This window comes from Streptomyces sp. NPDC126503, from assembly GCF_040302405.1.
GTDB classification, from domain to species: Bacteria; Actinomycetota; Actinomycetes; order Streptomycetales; family Streptomycetaceae; genus Streptomyces; species Streptomyces gulbargensis.
Genome location: NZ_JBEORS010000025.1, coordinates 1 through 14,029, shown reverse-complemented (window position 1 = coordinate 14,029; position 14,029 = coordinate 1). Strand labels below are relative to the sequence as shown.

At 74.5% G+C, this 14,029-nt stretch carries 13 protein-coding genes; 6 read left to right on the top strand and 7 right to left on the bottom strand.

The window, feature by feature from the left end:
- Positions 1-67 precede the first annotated feature (67 nt).
- Both ABTY40_RS25875 and ABTY40_RS25870 read left to right on the top strand, forming a co-directional pair.
- Entirely contained in the window at positions 68-928 is an 861-nt protein-coding gene (locus ABTY40_RS25875) for a PHP domain-containing protein (RefSeq protein WP_352061780.1), read from the top strand.
- Positions 929-1,807: 879 nt separating this feature from the next.
- Positions 1,808-2,413 carry a MarC family protein gene (locus tag ABTY40_RS25870; protein WP_345287095.1) on the top strand — a complete coding sequence of 202 codons (606 nt, stop codon included), beginning with the start codon at positions 1,808-1,810 and terminating at the stop codon, positions 2,411-2,413.
- 112 nt (positions 2,414-2,525) lie between these two features.
- On the opposite strand, the gene ABTY40_RS25865 is transcribed toward ABTY40_RS25870, so the two are convergent.
- Complete coding sequence (locus ABTY40_RS25865; protein ID WP_309057628.1) at positions 2,526-2,678, bottom strand: DUF8834 family protein; 153 nt, start codon at positions 2,676-2,678, stop codon at positions 2,526-2,528.
- A gap of 398 nt (positions 2,679-3,076) precedes the next feature.
- On the opposite strand from ABTY40_RS25865, the gene ABTY40_RS25860 reads away from it, so the two are divergent.
- On the top strand, positions 3,077-3,910 hold the full coding sequence (locus ABTY40_RS25860; RefSeq protein WP_345287145.1) for an NYN domain-containing protein: 834 nt from the start codon (positions 3,077-3,079) through the stop codon (positions 3,908-3,910).
- 9 nt (positions 3,911-3,919) lie between these two features.
- Here the strand turns inward: ABTY40_RS25860 and ABTY40_RS25855 are convergent, their stop codons facing one another.
- Both ABTY40_RS25855 and ABTY40_RS25850 read right to left on the bottom strand, forming a co-directional pair.
- Positions 3,920-4,807: an alpha/beta fold hydrolase gene (locus ABTY40_RS25855; protein WP_352061721.1), complete on the bottom strand. Its 888-nt coding sequence runs from the start codon at positions 4,805-4,807 to the stop codon at positions 3,920-3,922.
- A gap of 135 nt (positions 4,808-4,942) precedes the next feature.
- Positions 4,943-7,819, bottom strand: a complete 2,877-nt coding sequence (locus tag ABTY40_RS25850) for a DEAD/DEAH box helicase (protein WP_502990678.1) — start codon at positions 7,817-7,819, stop codon at positions 4,943-4,945.
- Positions 7,820-8,305: 486 nt separating this feature from the next.
- Here ABTY40_RS25850 and ABTY40_RS25845 point away from each other — a divergent pair, with 486 nt between their 5' ends.
- Positions 8,306-9,028: a ferritin-like fold-containing protein gene (locus ABTY40_RS25845; RefSeq protein WP_352061720.1), complete on the top strand. Its 723-nt coding sequence runs from the start codon at positions 8,306-8,308 to the stop codon at positions 9,026-9,028.
- 132 nt (positions 9,029-9,160) lie between these two features.
- Here ABTY40_RS25845 and ABTY40_RS25840 read toward each other — a convergent pair whose 3' ends face one another.
- From ABTY40_RS25840 to ABTY40_RS25825, 4 genes are all read right to left on the bottom strand, one after another.
- On the bottom strand, positions 9,161-9,469 hold the full coding sequence (locus tag ABTY40_RS25840; protein ID WP_345287084.1) for a hypothetical protein: 309 nt from the start codon (positions 9,467-9,469) through the stop codon (positions 9,161-9,163).
- A gap of 250 nt (positions 9,470-9,719) precedes the next feature.
- On the bottom strand, positions 9,720-9,947 hold the full coding sequence (locus ABTY40_RS25835; protein WP_189800025.1) for a DUF3107 domain-containing protein: 228 nt from the start codon (positions 9,945-9,947) through the stop codon (positions 9,720-9,722).
- Positions 9,948-10,098: 151 nt separating this feature from the next.
- Positions 10,099-10,758 (bottom strand): TetR/AcrR family transcriptional regulator, encoded by a 660-nt coding sequence (locus ABTY40_RS25830; RefSeq protein WP_309053092.1) that lies wholly within the window; start codon positions 10,756-10,758, stop codon positions 10,099-10,101.
- Between the two features lie 303 nt (positions 10,759-11,061).
- On the bottom strand, positions 11,062-11,277 hold the full coding sequence (locus ABTY40_RS25825) for an Rv3202a family protein (protein ID WP_345287078.1): 216 nt from the start codon (positions 11,275-11,277) through the stop codon (positions 11,062-11,064).
- 141 nt (positions 11,278-11,418) lie between these two features.
- On the opposite strand from ABTY40_RS25825, the gene ABTY40_RS25820 reads away from it, so the two are divergent.
- Positions 11,419-12,384, top strand: a complete 966-nt coding sequence (locus ABTY40_RS25820; RefSeq protein WP_352061719.1) for an alpha/beta fold hydrolase — start codon at positions 11,419-11,421, stop codon at positions 12,382-12,384.
- An 8-nt stretch (positions 12,385-12,392) separates the two neighbouring features.
- Entirely contained in the window at positions 12,393-13,775 is a 1,383-nt protein-coding gene (locus ABTY40_RS25815) for a DUF3152 domain-containing protein (protein WP_352061718.1), read from the top strand.
- The last annotated feature ends 254 nt before the right edge of the window (positions 13,776-14,029 follow it).

Genomic DNA, 14,029 nt, shown 5'->3' with positions numbered 1-14,029 from the left:
AGCGTGCGAATCGCCCGTTATGCTGGAGTGTCCCTCCGTCCGTGCCGAGCCCCTGGAGTCCCGCGTCGTGCGCATCGACCTGCACACCCACTCCACGGCGTCCGACGGCACCGACAGCCCGGCCGAACTCGTCCGCAAGGCCGCCGCGGCCGGCCTCGACGTCGTCGCGCTCACGGACCACGACACGACCCGGGGCCACGCCGAGGCGATCGCCACCCTGCCCGAGGGCCTCACCCTCGTCACCGGGGCCGAGCTGTCCTGCCGCCTCGACGGCATCGGCCTCCACATGCTCGCGTACCTCTTCGACCCGGCGGAGCCCGCGCTCCTCGCCGAGCGCGAACTCGTCCGTGACGACCGTGTGCCGCGCGCCCGCGCCATGGTCGAAAAGCTCCAGGACCTCGGCGTGCCCCTCACCTGGGACCAGGTCGCCCGCATCGCCGGTGACGGTTCCGTCGGCCGTCCGCACGTCGCCGAGGCGCTCGTCGAGCTCGGCGTCGTACCGGACGTGTCCGGCGCGTTCACCCCGCAGTGGCTCGCCGACGGCGGGCGCGCCCACGTCCAGAAGCACGAGCTGGACCCGGTGGAGGCGATCCGCCTGGTCAAGGCGGCCGGCGGGGTCACCGTCTTCGCGCACCCCCTGGCGGTCAAGCGCGGCGAGTGCGTCCCCGAGGCCGCGATAGCCCGGCTCGCCGAGGCGGGTCTCGACGGCATCGAGGTCGACCACATGGACCACGACGAGTCGACACGCGCCCGGCTGCGGGGCCTCGCGAAGGAGCTGGGTCTGCTGACGACGGGCTCCAGCGACTACCACGGCAGCCGCAAGACGTGCGGCCTCGGCGAGTACACCACCGACCCCGAGATCTACGGCGAGATCATCCGCCGCGCCACCGGCGCGTTCCCGGTCCCCGGCACCGGGGGAGCCGCCTAGCCCTCCAGGGGCGCGGCGCCTCTGGCGGGACGTTTCGTCTCCTCGGCCGTACGGCCGCGACGCTCGGTCCCGGCCGGGCCGTCGTGACGCACACGGGAGCACCCTCCGGCCACCGGGTCCGCTTCGCGGTCCGTACGCGGCGGGGTCCCGGTCCCGGCCGGCGCCACGGCTCGCTCGTCGCGCCCGGACCGGTTCCGGCTCCGGGTTCGGACCTGGAGGCCGGGGCTCGGGCCGGGAGGCGGTCCTGCTCGTGAGCCTGTCGCCCGACCAGCCGGGGAGGGAACCCGGACGGTCGGACCGGACCGTCGCTCCGCCGTTCGGCACGGTGGCGGACTCGGGTCCTGCCGGTGGTCCTGTGCGGCTCCCCGTTCGAGACCGGGGCGGCCCGTTCGGGTGCGGACGCCGGTCCGCCGGATGGTCCGCTCGGTCCGTGTCGGCAGGCGGCCGGCCAGGCCGGCGGGACGCCGGTGTACGGGGCTCGCGGGCTCCGGGCCCCGGCGGCCGGTTCGTACAGGCCTCCGGATCCCGGCTCCGTCGGTCGGGGTCGTACGGGCCTCCAGCCCTGCGGTCTCGCCACGGGCCCGTCCGGCAGGGCCCCGCGGCTCGCGACGGAAGGCGCCCGCCCGTTCCCGTGCGGAGCTCCGCCCGCGAGGGCTCGCGGCCCGGCCGGGCCGAAGCGCCCACCCGAGGGGTCCCGCGGCGTCCCGGCGCCCGCGCCCCGCCCCGTACCGCTTCACGTCCGCTCGACGCGGGTGAGCACGGCAGCACACGCCGTGTTCGCCTGCGGCGGGCACCTGCGCCCCCGGGCCGGAATTAGAGATTCCGGCGGTGGGGCGCGTCCTCCCCAATCGATCCACTCTCCCCGCAAGGCACCCCACCGTGTTCGACGTCGCCGTCTTCGGCTCGCTGTTCCTGACCCTCTTCGTGATCATGGATCCCCCGGGGATCACCCCGATCTTTCTCGCCCTGACCTCCGGCCGCGCCACCAAGGTGCAGCGCCGGATGGCGTGGCAGGCCGTCGCCGTGGCGTTCGGTGTCATCACCGTCTTCGGCATCCTCGGGCAGCAGATCCTCGCCTATCTGCACGTCTCCGTCCCCGCCCTGATGATCGCGGGCGGTCTGCTGCTCCTGCTCATCGCGCTCGACCTGCTCACCGGCAAGACCGACGAGCCCAAGCAGACCAAGGACGTGAACGTCGCGCTCGTCCCGCTCGGCATGCCGCTGCTGGCCGGGCCGGGTGCGATCGTGTCCGTGATCCTCGCCGTGCAGCACGCGGACAGCGCGAGCGCCCAGGTCTCCGTCTGGGCGGCCATCGTCGCCATGCACCTCGTCCTCTGGCTGACCATGCGCTACTCGCTGCTGATCATCCGGGTCATCAAGGACGGGGGTGTGGTCCTCGTGACGCGCCTCGCCGGGATGATGCTCTCGGCCATCGCCGTGCAGCAGATCATCAACGGCGTCACCCAGGTGATCCAGGGCGCCTGACCCGTCAGGGCTCCCGCCCCATCCGTCCCCGGACACCACTGCGCCCCCGTGCGGATTCCGCCGAGCGGAGTCCGCGCGGGGGCGCGGTGCGTGGTGTGGACCGTCGGGCCTGTTACAAGGCCGAGGTCTCGGCGGGTCGGATCCAGATGCGCTGGCCGATCGCTGCGGCCTGCTGCACGATCCCGTTGACGGAGGCGGCGTCCACGACGGTCCTGTCCACGGGCGTGCCGTCGACGTCGTCGAGTCGCAGAATTTCGAAGCGCACAGGCTTCTCCCTTCGTCTGAGTTGATCCTCCTGGTGGAGAACTGTGTGACATACGGGTTCAACGAGATGCATCCTGCAAACATTCCTTACGCTAAGGAAAATTTTCGGATGGCTAACTACTGGCGGGTACGGCGCGCCCGGCGGAGAATGAGGCGCGTATGAACGACGACGCTCGGACCACCTCCTCCGCCACGCCGGCCAGGGCCACGACGGCCCCCACGACCCGGGCCACGACCGGCCCCCCGGTCTCGGACCCGCCGGCGGCACCGCCTCCCGGCCCCGCCGGTGACAAGGGCCCCGGCCCCACCCCTCCCTCCGCTCCGGGCGACCCGGCCGCCGACGCCCGCCTGCGCGAGCTCGACGCCCGCCTGGAGCGCACCAATGAGCTCCTGCAGCGGATGCTGGCGGAGGTCGCGAAGACGCCCTCCACGCACGCCATCTTCGTGGACGCGGGTTACGTCCATGCTGCGGCCGGGTTGCTGGTGGCGGGAACCGAGGACCGGCGCTCCTTCGACCTCGACGCCGAGGGCCTCATCGACGCCTTCATCGACAAGGCGCGCACGATCTTCGCCGACAGCCGTCTGCTGCGCGTCTACTGGTACGACGGCGCCCGCCGCCGCATCCACACCCCCGAGCAGCAGGCCATCGCGGAGCTCCCCGACGTCAAGGTCCGCCTCGGCAACCTCAACGCGAACAACCAGCAGAAGGGCGTCGACTCCCTCATCCGCAGCGACCTGGAGTCCCTCGCCCGCCACCGCGCCATCAGCGACGCGGCGCTCGTCGGCGGCGACGAGGACCTGGTCTCCGCCGTGGAGGCCGCGCAGGGCTACGGAGCCCGGGTCCACCTGTGGGGCATCGAGGCCGCGGAAGGGCGCAATCAGGCCGAGGCGCTGCTCTGGGAGGTCGACAGCCAGCGCACCTTCGACCTCGACTTCTGCCGTCCGTACGTGACCCGGCGGCCCGTCACGATGTACGAGAACGAGGGCGAGCCCCCGCCCTCCCGCGACGAGGTCCGCTTCATCGGCGCCCGGATCGCCGCCACCTGGCTCGCCGAGCGGGGCCGCGAACAGCTCGCCGAAATCCTGCCCGGTGACCCGTACCTCCCCGGGCCGGTCGACCAGGACCTGCTCATGGAGGCCGAGGGCCTGCTCAGCCGCTCACTGCGCGGCCACGCGGCCCTGCGGAGGGCGCTGCGCGACGGCTTCTGGCAGCACCTCCGGTCGCAGTACTGACGGCGGCGCTCAGGGCGCGGTGCCGACCCGGACGGGGGCGTCGGCCCGCTGCCAGAACGACGTCAGACGGCGGGCCAGCTCCTCCGGCGCGGAGACGTTGGGGGAGTGGCCCGCGCCGGTCAGAACGGTGTGGTGTGCTCCCGTACGGGCCGCCGCGGCCGCCAGATCAGCCGTGGGCCAGACCATCTCCTCGGAGCCGTAGACGATGTGCAGCGGCATCCGCAGGGCGGCCAGCTCCGCCGTGCCGTCCGGGTCCCGGAGCAGCAGCCGTCCCGCCCCGGAGAGCTGGGAGACGCGCGTCCGCATCCAGCGCCGCCGCAGGAAATCCACGATCTCCGGCGGGTCGGCGGCCTCCGGCTCCTCGCCCCGGCTGTCGAGCCACCGCGTCGCCTCCCACACCCGTTCCTTCGGCAGGACCGCGAGGGCGGCGCGCAGGGCGTGGACCCTGATCCGCTGGGGCCGGGCCACCCGGCCGGGGCCCGAGGACAGCAGGGTGAGCGAGAGGAAGGCGTCCGGCGCGAGGGTGGCGGCCGAGCGGGCCACGAGACCCCCGAAGGAGTGGCCGAGCAGGTGCACCGGGCCGTCGCCGAGGGCCGCCGCCTGCGCCGCCGTGTCGAGGGCGAGCGCCCGCCGCCGGTACGCGGCCCGGCCCCGGGGGCCCGGCGACTCGTGCTGGCCGCGGCCGTCCACGGCCACGGCCCGGTATCCGGCCTCGCTGAGCGGCCCGAGCAGCGCGAGGAAGTCCTCCTTGCTGCCGGTGTAGCCCGGCAGCAGCAGCACCGTCCCGAGCCGCTCGCCGTCCGGCGCGGTGTCGAGCACCGCGAAGTCACCCCGCGCGGTGACGAGACGGCGGGCACGGGTGCGGGGCGGGAGCACGAGGGACCGGGGCTTGCTCATATCTGGACTGTAGCCCCGGCCACCAGGGGCGGCCCGACCGGACGGCACACACGCGCTGCACCCACGGCGCACATGGCCGCGGCCCGGTTCCGGAGCATCCGGAACCGGGCCGCGAGGCGCGTGACGTGCGGGAGATCAGCTCTCCGGCTCGGCCGCCGCCTTCTTGGTCGTACGGCGACGAGGCGCGGCCTTCGGGGCCTCCTCGGCCGCCACCGGGGCGGACTCCGCCGCGGCGGCCTTCTTCGTCACCCGGCGGCGGGGGGCCGCCGTCTGGGGCTCGGAAGCGTCGGGCGCCTCGGCGGCGACGGCCTTCTTGGCGGTGCGGCGCCGGGTGGCCTTGGGGGCTTCCTCGGTGACCTCGGTGACCTCGGGGGCCTCGGCGGCGACGGCCTTCTTGGCGGTGCGGCGCCGGGTGGTCTTCGGGGCTTCCTCGGTGACCTCGGGGGCCTCGGTGACCTCGGCGGCGACGGCCTTCTTGGCGGTGCGCCGGCGGGTGGCCTTGGGGGCTTCCTCGGTGACCTCGGGGGCCTCGGTGACCTCGGCGGCGACGGCCTTCTTGGCGGTGCGCCGGCGGGTGGTCTTCGGGGCTTCCTCGGTGACCTCGGTGACCTCGGCGGCCTTCTTGGCGGTGCGGCGCCGGGTGGACTTCGGGGCTTCCTCCGTCACCTCGACGGACTCGGGAGCCTCGGCGGCCACGGCCTTCTTCGTGGTCCGGCGCGTGCGCGGAGCCGGGACCTCGGCGACGGGCTGCTCGGGAGCGGCCTGCTCCGGGGCGGCCGCCACGACGATGACCTCGGCCGGCGCGGTGGTGGTGACCGGGGATCCGGCGGCGCGGCGGGCGGTACGGCGGGTGCGCGGAGCCTTCGGGGCCTCCTCCGCAGGTGCCTCGGCGGCCTCCGCCACGACGGCGGCCTCGGCCGTCGCGGTGGCGGTGACGGGGGATCCGGCGGCGCGGCGGGCGGTACGGCGGGTGCGCGGAGCCTTCGGGGCCTCCTCCGCCGGTGCCTGAGCCGGTGCCTGGGTCTGGACGGCCCGCGGTGCCTCGGCGGCCACGGGGGCGGCCTTCGGAGCCTCGGTACGGGCCGCGGCGGCGGCAGCGGCCTCGGCGCGCAGCGCTGCGGCGGCGGTCTCGACCGTCTGGAAGGACACGGTGTCCTCCGCAGGGCGCACGATGCGCGGCCGGCGACGGCGCGGCGCAGGAGCCGCGGCCTCGGCGGCCCGAGCAGGGGCGGCCTGCGCGCGAGCCGGGGCGGCCTGCGCCGGAGCTGCGGGGGCCTCCGGGCGGGCGGCCCGGTTGCGGCGGCGCGGGGCCCGCTTCGGCTGCTCGTCGACCGGGGCCTCGGCGGCCTCGGGCTTCCGGACAGCCTCGGTCACCGGGGCATCGGGCATCTCGGCGGCGTCAGCGGCCTTCGGCGCCTCGGCGGGCTTGCGAACCTCGGCGGCCTTCGGCGTCTCGGCGGCCTGCGGGGCCTCGATCACCTGGCGTACCTCGGTCCGCGGGGTCTCCACCGCCGGAGCCACCGAAGCGGTCTCCTTGACGGGGATGGCGGGCGCGGCGGCGTGGGCCACCGGCACCGTGCCCGTACCGGCGCCGCGCGTACGGCGACGGCGGCGCGGGGTGCGGGGACCGGCCGGAGCCTCCTCGGCGGGGGCCGCGGGGGCGTCCGCCGGAGCGGCGGTCACCGCGGCGTCGGCCGTCGCGGGCGCGTCGGCGGTGCCGCCCCGGGTCCGGCGACGCTGGCGCGGGGTCCGCGTGCGCTCCTCCGGACGCTCCTCGGCCGCAGGCTTCTGCTCGCGGCCACCGCGGCCGCGCCGGCCGCCCGGCTCGCCCAGGTCCTCCAGCTCCTCCGCGCCCAGACCCGCACGGGTCCGCTCGGCGCGGGGCAGGATGCCCTTGGTGCCCGCCGGGATGTCCAGCTCCTCGAACAGGTGCGGGGAGCTCGAGTAGGTCTCGACCGGGTCGTGGAAGTCCAGACCGAGCGCCTTGTTGATGAGCTGCCAGCGCGGGATGTCGTCCCAGTCGACCAGCGTCACCGCCGTACCCTTCGCGCCCGCGCGGCCGGTGCGGCCCACGCGGTGGAGGAACGTCTTCTCGTCCTCCGGCGACTGGTAGTTGATGACGTGCGTGACGCCCTCGACGTCGATGCCGCGCGCCGCGACGTCGGTGCAGACGAGCACGTCGACCTTGCCGTTGCGGAAGGCGCGCAGCGCCTGCTCACGGGCGCCCTGGCCGAGGTCGCCGTGGACCGCGCCGGAGGCGAAGCCGCGACGCTCCAGCTGCTCGGCGATGTCGGCGGCCGTGCGCTTGGTGCGGCAGAAGATCATCGCGAGCCCGCGGCCGTTGGCCTGCAGGATGCGGGAGACCATCTCCGGCTTGTCCATGTTGTGCGCGCGGTAGACGTGCTGCTTGATGTTGGCGACGGTCACGCCCTCGCCGTCGGGCGAGGTGGCGCGGATGTGCGTCGGCTGCGACATGTAGCGGCGGGCGAGGCCGATGACCGCGCCCGGCATGGTGGCCGAGAACAGCATGGTCTGACGCTTCGGCGGCAGCATGTTCATGATCTTCTCGACGTCGGGCAGGAAGCCCAGGTCGAGCATCTCGTCCGCCTCGTCCAGGACGAGGACCTTGACGTGGGAGAGGTCGAGCTTGCGCTGGCCCGCCAGGTCGAGCAGACGGCCGGGGGTGCCGACGACGACGTCGACGCCCTTCTTCAGTGCCTCGACCTGGGGCTCGTACGCCCGGCCGCCGTAGATGGCGAGCACGCGGACGTTGCGGACCTTGCCGGCGGTCAGCAGGTCGTTGGTGACCTGCTGGCACAGCTCGCGGGTGGGCACGACGACGAGCGCCTGCGGGGCGTCGGTCAGCTGCTCGGGCGTGGCGCGGCCGGCCTCCACGTCGCTGGGGACGGTGACGCGCTCCAGGATGGGGAGACCGAAACCGAGGGTCTTGCCCGTACCGGTCTTGGCCTGGCCGATGACATCGGTGCCGGTGAGGGCGACCGGCAGGGTCATCTCCTGGATGGGGAAGGGGGTGACGATACCGACGGCCTCAAGGGCCTCGGCCGTCTCAGGAAGGATTCCGAGCTCTCGGAAAGTCGTAGTCAGGGTGCTGCCTCTTCTGTGAGACGCGGGACGAGGCGAACGAAGGGGGTCTCACCGTGCCGGGACGCTTCCGGCCGGATCGGGAAGATCACTGCCGGGTGACACGGGACCACTGCCGTCGCTCGAGCGTCGTACCGCTGAGGGTGACCCTTCCGCGGGTCCGCCGGAAGGGCTGTCGGGCCGGAGCCGATCGGGCCACCGACCGGGCATCCTCATTCATGAGTCGGCCCACCGAATACGTCCGAACGTGCGAAAGCATGTCCGCATACTCAGCAGGCGCTTTATCACTGTACCCCGGAATCGCGCAGGTGTGTTGGGAGAAAACGTGATGAGGGCACGGTCACACTGACTGACCAGGGCCTTCGGGTGCCGCGCGGGCGGGCTATTGTGCGCTGCATGGAGACGCCTGACAACGCCACACCCACCGGGATCGCCGCCAAGGACTGGACTACGGCAGCTGCCGAGCCGCAGTACCGCGCCGCCGTGATCGACCTCCTCGGCGCCCTCGCCTACGGCGAGCTGGCGGCCTTCGAGCGGCTGGCCGAGGACGCCAAGCTGGCGCCGACCCTCGCGGACAAGGCCGAGCTGGCGAAGATGGCCTCCGCCGAGTTCCACCACTTCGAGCGGCTCCGCGACCGGCTCACCGCCGTCGACGCCGAGCCGACCGCCGCGATGGAGCCCTTCGCCAAGGCGCTCGACGACTTCCACCGCCAGACTGCCCCCTCCGACTGGCTGGAGGGCCTGGTCAAGGCGTACGTCGGCGATTCGATCGCCAGCGACTTCTACCGGGAGGTCGCCGTCCGTCTCGACTCCGACACCCGCGCCCTGGTGCTCTCCGTCCTCGACGACACCGGCCACGGCAACTTCGCCGTGGAGAAGGTCCGCGCCGCGATCGACGCCGACCCGCGGGTCGGCGGACGCCTCGCCCTCTGGGCGCGCCGCCTGATGGGCGAGGCCCTCTCGCAGGCGCAGCGCGTCGTGGCCGAGCGGGACGCCCTCTCGACCATGCTGGTCGGCGGGGTGGCGGACGGCTTCGACCTCGCGGAGGTCGGCCGGATGTTCTCCCGCATCACCGAGGCGCACACCAAGCGGATGGCCGCGCTGGGCCTCGCCGCGTAGGGCCCCCGCGGCCCGTGCCGCACGGGTCGGGCCGTCGGACGGCGCGCCGGAAGCGGTACGGCGCGGCGGAGGCGGTACGGCACCCGCGCACCGGCCCGAGCGGGCGCGCCCGGAGCGCGCGTGAGCGGGACGTCAGAGGTGGTACGGCCGGGCGGCGCCGTTCACGCCCCGGCCGAGGCCGGCTGATCGGCGCAGCCGCCGTGACGACGGGCGCACCAGCAGCGACAGCAGCACCGCCGCCACCGCGACCGCCCCGACGAGGGTGGCCAGGAAGTGACCGGGGCCCAGCGCCCCGTGCGTCACCAGTGCCCCGAAGACCCCGCCGAGCGTGCCCGCGGTGAGAACGATCCCCCGGACGGGGAGGCGGTCGGCCAGGCGATGCGCGAACACCCAGGCCAGGGCGAAACCGAGCAGCGCGGAACCGAGGGCTTCCAGGAACACGGTGGATCACCTCGCGAGTGGTGCGGGGCGGGTGGTGCGGTCACAGCCGTACCTACCCCTCGCGTTCCGCGGGCAATCCTCCCCGTACGCCCTGACGTGGCCGAACGCGGCAAAAGGGGGACATGCGGACGAACCCCCCGCCATCCCGCTCCGGAGCGGCCCCCGAGCGCCGACGGAAAAGGCCCGGCGGACCGAGACGGTCCACCGGGCCTTTTCCGTGCGGATCCACGGACCGGGCCGGGATCGGGGTTCAGAGCGCGCCGAAGCCCACCCGGCGCACCGCGGGCTCACCGAGCTCCACGTACGCGATCTTCTCGGCCGGGACCAGGACCTTGCGGCCCTTCTCGTCCGAGAGGCTGAGCAGCTGCGCCTTGCCGGCCAGCGCGTCGGCCACCGCGCGCTCGACCTCCTCGGCGGACTGCCCGCTCTCCAGAACGATCTCCCGGGGTGCGTGCTGCACGCCGATCTTGACCTCCACGGCTATGTCCCTCCGAACGGTCAGCGTTGCGCGGTTGCCGCGCCGTACGCTGCACACATTAGCCCGGTGAGGGGACGCGTACGGCTCCGCCGCAGCACGCCAGGAGCGAACAGCCGGCGGGAATGTTCCCGGCGGCGGGGGCCCGGAGGGGTCAGTGGCCCTCGGCGCTCAGCTGGCCCTCCGACGGGTGCAGCGGGAATCCGGCGATGCCGCGCCAGGCGAGCGAGGTCAGCAGCGCCACGGCCTTGTCGCGGGGGATCGGGGACTCGCTGGAGAGCCAGTAGCGGGCGACGACCTGCGAGACGCCGCCGAGGCCCACGGCCAGCAGCATCGACTCGTCCTTGGACAGGCCGGTGTCCTCCGCGATCACGTCGGAGATCGCCTCGGCGCACTGCAGGCTCACCCGGTCCACGCGCTCGCGCACGGCCGGCTCGTTGGTGAGGTCGGACTCGAAGACCAGCCGGAAGGCGCCGCCCTCGTCCTCCACGTACGCGAAGTACGCGTCCATGGTGGCCGCGACCCGCAGCTTGTTGTCCGTGGTGGAGGCCAGGGCCGTCCGCACGGACTGCAGGAGCGCCTCGCAGTGCTGGTCGAGCAGGGCCAGGTAGAGCTCCAGCTTCCCGGGGAAGTGCTGGTAGAGCACCGGCTTGCTGACGCCCGCGCGCTCGGCGATGTCGTCCATGGCGGCCGAGTGGTAGCCCTGGGCGACGAAGACCTCCTGGGCCGCGCCGAGGAGCTGGTTCCGTCGGGCACGTCGCGGCAGGCGCGTGCCCCGAGGGCGTGCTGCCTCTGTCTGCTCGATGGCGCTCACGCGGCCTCCCAAAAATCGATCCATGCGCGCTGTCGCGACGCGCCGCCATCGTACTTTTGGGTAACGCGGCTGTGCGCGGTGCGAACGCAGAATTTCACGGACCGGACGCCCTGGTCGACAGCCGGTTGCGCGAGGAAGACGAACGGAGCGGTCGGACGACCGCCCCCGACCACCCGCCACCACGGCGCCGGGCGCCCCTTCCCGATCCGTCCCCCGGCGCCGGACGACCGGCCGAGGCCCGCCGCCCGGCGCCCTCGCGACGTCCGGGAGCGGCCCCCGGCCGCCGTCGCGCGGGGTCCGGCCTCAGCGGTAGTCGTCCTCGTCGAGCGCGACCACCCGCGCCTGCTCGGTCGCGTCCGCCTCGTTCGCCGACTCGTGCGCGACGTGCGTGAGCGGATCGTCCTCCCGCTGCTGCAGTTCGGTCTGCTGCTCGGCGGCGTCGGCCTCCGGGATCTCCTCGTCGAGCACGGCGTCCTCTTCCTCTGCGAAGGTGTCCGGCTCGGTCGGATCGACAGTCATGCGCTTCCTTCCGGCACGGGAGCGGCGGGCCGGTGCGACGGCCCCTCTCCTCGAGCGTATGAGCAGGAACGCCCCGCCGCACACGCACGTGTGACCGCACCCACACGCGCCGCCGCGTGATCGTCTCGTAATATTGCGGCCATGTCCTCGACCGAGCTGCCCGAAACCCGGAGCGCCGCCGCGTCACCGGCGTCGCGGATCCGCACCGTAAGGGTCGTCGACGGCGAGGAGCTCCGCTCCGTCGCGCTCCCCGGGCTCACGCTCACCGTGCGGGCGCGCCCCGGCGACCGGCCCGGACTGCCGCCCGCCCTGTACGTCCACGGTCTCGGCGGCTCCTCGCTGAACTGGTCGGCCCTGATGCCGCTGCTCGCGGACACCGTGGACGGCGAGGCCGTCGACCTGCCCGGCTTCGGCGACTCCCCGCCGCCCGACGACGGCAACTACTCGGTCACCGGGCACGCCCGGGCCGTCATCCGCCTGCTGGACGCCGGCGGCCGCGGCCCCGTCCACCTCTTCGGCAACTCGCTGGGCGGCGCCGTCGTCACCCGCGTCGCCGCCGTCCGCCCGGACCTGGTCCGCACCCTCACCCTGATCTCCCCGGCCCTGCCCGAGCTGCGCGCCCAGCGCGGCGCCTGGCCGACCGCGCTCCTCGCCCTCCCGGGCATCGCCCCCCTCTTCTCCCGGCTCACCCGGGACTGGACGGCCGAGCAGCGGGTCCGCGGCGTCCTCGGGCTCTGCTACGGAGACCCGGGCCGCGTCACCGACGAAGGACTGCGGCACGCCGTGGAGGAGATGGAGCGCCGCATGGCGCTCCCGTACTTCTGGGACGTCATGGCCCGCTCCTCGCGCGGCATCGTGGACGCGTACACCCTGGGCGGGCAGCAAGGCCTGTGGCGCCAGGCGGAACGCGTCCTCGCCCCGACGCTCCTCGTGTACGGGCGGCGCGACCGGCTCGTCTCGTACCGGATGGCCCGGCGGGCCGCCGCCGCCTTCCGGGGCTCGCGCCTGCTGACCCTCCCCGACGCGGGGCACGTGGCCATGATGGAGTACCCCGAGACGGTCGCGCAGGCCGCCCGGGAACTGATCGCGGACCACGGCGGGAGCTGACCAGGGGCGTGGGACGACACAGCCGCAAGGGCGCCGCGCCCTCGCTCGCCGACACCGGCCGCGTGCCCGTGGTGGAAGCGGGCACCGGAACGGGCAGGCGCCGCAAGCCGCAGGGTCCGGCCGACCGGGAGCCCCAGGCCGCCCCGGCGCAGAACCCCCGTCCGTACGGGGCGACGGCCACGCCCGGCCCGTACGGCACCCCGGCGCAGGGAACGCCCTCCCAGGGGACGTCGGCCTACGGCACCGGCTCCCACGGCACCCCCGCCCACGGCGTCCCGGCGTACGGCCCCGCAGCCCACGCCCAGGGTTCGCGTCCTCCCGCGCACGGCGGCCCGGTGCGCGGGGGGCATCCTGCCCACGACGAGGGCGGCGCCCCTCCGCCCGCGCGGCGCGCGGCACCCCGTACCCCCCTGACCGGCCCGGACGCCGCCGGGGCATCCGGCCGCCGGGCCGGATCCGTCCCCGGCCCCCGCACGGACGGCGCCCCCCAGGATTCCCACGGCGCCGCCGGCACCCCCGGCGAGGAGGGCGACGGCCGCGACGGGACCGGTGGGCGCACCGGCCGGGGGCGCGGCCTCACCTACGCCGGGATCGCGGCGGCCGCCGTCACCACCGTCCTCGCCGTCGTCGTCGCCGGACAGGTCGCCGAACGGCAGAAGGGACCGGGCGCCCCGCGCGCCGCCGAATCCGCCGGGGGACGGGTCTCCGACGACGCCGCCTCCCGCTCCGACGGGCGGTCCACGCCCAGGACCCCGCCGGCCGCCCCCGCCCCCCGCAGGACGGCCGCGCCGACGTACGAGCAGCTGATGACCCGCCAGTTCCCGATCGACCCGAAACTCACCGGCAACGGGGAGTTCCAGGCGGTGCCGGGCTTCCAGAAGGCGCCCGGCAAGGGGCGGCTGATCCGCTACCGGATCGACGTCGAGAAGGGCATCGGACTCGACCCCGCCCTCTTCGCCGACGCCGTCCACAAGACCCTGAACGACCCCCGCAGCTGGGCCGGCCGGGGAGCGATGACCTTCGAACGGATCGCGACCGGGGAGCCGGAGTTCGTGGTGACCCTCGCCAGCCCCGGGACGACGGCGAAGTGGTGCTCCATGTCGGGGCTCGACACGACCGTCGACAACGTCTCCTGCGACTCCGCCTCCACCGAACGCGTCATGATCAACGCCTTCCGCTGGGCCCAGGGCTCCGAGACCTTCGGACCCAAGGCGATGCACGCCTACCGTCAGATGCTCATCAACCACGAGGTCGGACACCGGCTCGGCAACGGCCACGTCAACTGCCGCACGCCCGGAGCGCTCGCCCCCGTCATGCAGCAGCAGACGAAGTCCCTGGAGATCGACGGCGTCAAGTGCCGGCCCAACCCGTGGGTGTACCCCGGCCGCTGAGGCTTCGCGCGCCGCCCCGCCGTTCGACAGCCCGACCGAGGACCGGCCCGGGGTTGACGGTGGGTGACCATCCGGACGCGTATCGCGACGGAACGCCGCCCCGCAGGCAAAGTTACGCGCATTCACCCCTTCCGGTGGTGGGGGGGGGGCCCCGCCGCCCGGCCGCCCCCCAGCCCGCCGGACAAAACGACGAGCTGCCCGCGACAGCCCCCCCCCCCACGCCCCCCCCACCCCCGGGGCGCGGCCGGCGCGAC

What these genes read in the sequence shown, in the direction of transcription:
- ABTY40_RS25850 (WP_502990678.1), bottom strand. Translation starts at nt 7,819, where the DNA reads ATGACCCTGCCGGTCGCCCTCACCGGCACCGATGTCATCGGCCAGGCC.
- ABTY40_RS25855 (WP_352061721.1), bottom strand. Translation starts at nt 4,807, where the DNA reads ATGAGCAAGCCCCGGTCCCTCGTGCTCCCGCCCCGCACCCGTGCCCGC.
- ABTY40_RS25860 (WP_345287145.1), top strand. Translation starts at nt 3,077, where the DNA reads ATGCTGGCGGAGGTCGCGAAGACGCCCTCCACGCACGCCATCTTCGTG.
- ABTY40_RS25825 (WP_345287078.1), bottom strand. Translation starts at nt 11,277, where the DNA reads ATGACTGTCGATCCGACCGAGCCGGACACCTTCGCAGAGGAAGAGGAC.
- ABTY40_RS25820 (WP_352061719.1), top strand. Translation starts at nt 11,419, where the DNA reads ATGTCCTCGACCGAGCTGCCCGAAACCCGGAGCGCCGCCGCGTCACCG.
- ABTY40_RS25845 (WP_352061720.1), top strand. Translation starts at nt 8,306, where the DNA reads ATGGAGACGCCTGACAACGCCACACCCACCGGGATCGCCGCCAAGGAC.